This is a genomic window from Bradyrhizobium sp. Ce-3 (genome assembly GCF_022835695.1).
Classification (GTDB): domain Bacteria; phylum Pseudomonadota; class Alphaproteobacteria; order Rhizobiales; family Xanthobacteraceae; genus Bradyrhizobium.
The window spans coordinates 1-604 of record NZ_BQUV01000023.1 but is presented as its reverse complement, the minus strand read 5'-3'; the positions used below and the strand labels follow the sequence as shown (position 1 = coordinate 604).

Below are 604 nucleotides of genomic sequence, written 5' to 3'. Positions count from 1 at the left end.
TCATTCACTTTACCTGTCGAGATTCCAACCGCATCGGCATGGAAAGTCGGGCCTGGCAGCTGGACCGGCTGGGAATGAAAAACATTCTGGCACTGACAGGAGATTATTCCGGCACCGGTTTTGGGGGAATGGGCAAGCCCGTGTTCGATCTCGATTCCGTGAATCTCATTTGCGCCCTGAACATGATGAGCAGAAAAGTGGAAGAGCGCGGCGATCCCGAAAGCTTTCTCATTGGGTGTGCCGTCTCACCCTTCAAAAGTACCGAGGCCGAAACCTTTGCGCAGTATGCCAAGCTCTGCCGGAAGGTCTCCGCCGGGGCACATTTCGTCATCACTCAACTGGGCTACGATGCTCGAAAGTTTCAGGAGCTCTTGCAGATCCAACGTGACTTCGGGATTCAAATCCCCACCCTGGCGTCCATATACCACCTGACCCCGGCTGTCGCTCAAATCATGAACAGCGGTAAGATCCCGGGTGTGGTCGTCACCGACAAGCTGCTCAAGCTGGTGAAGGACGAATGGCGCAACAAGCATGCAGGACGCAAGGCTGCAATCGAGCGCTCGGCGCGGCTGATCGCTGTCGTCAAGGGGATGGGGTATCGTGG

Annotated in this window: 1 protein-coding gene; it reads left to right on the top strand. The window is 56.1% G+C overall.

From position 1 onward, the window contains the following. Window positions 1-38 precede the first annotated feature (38 nt). A partial coding sequence (locus BRSPCE3_RS35650; protein ID WP_244071788.1) for a methylenetetrahydrofolate reductase occupies window positions 39-604 on the top strand: 566 nt, incomplete at its 3' end.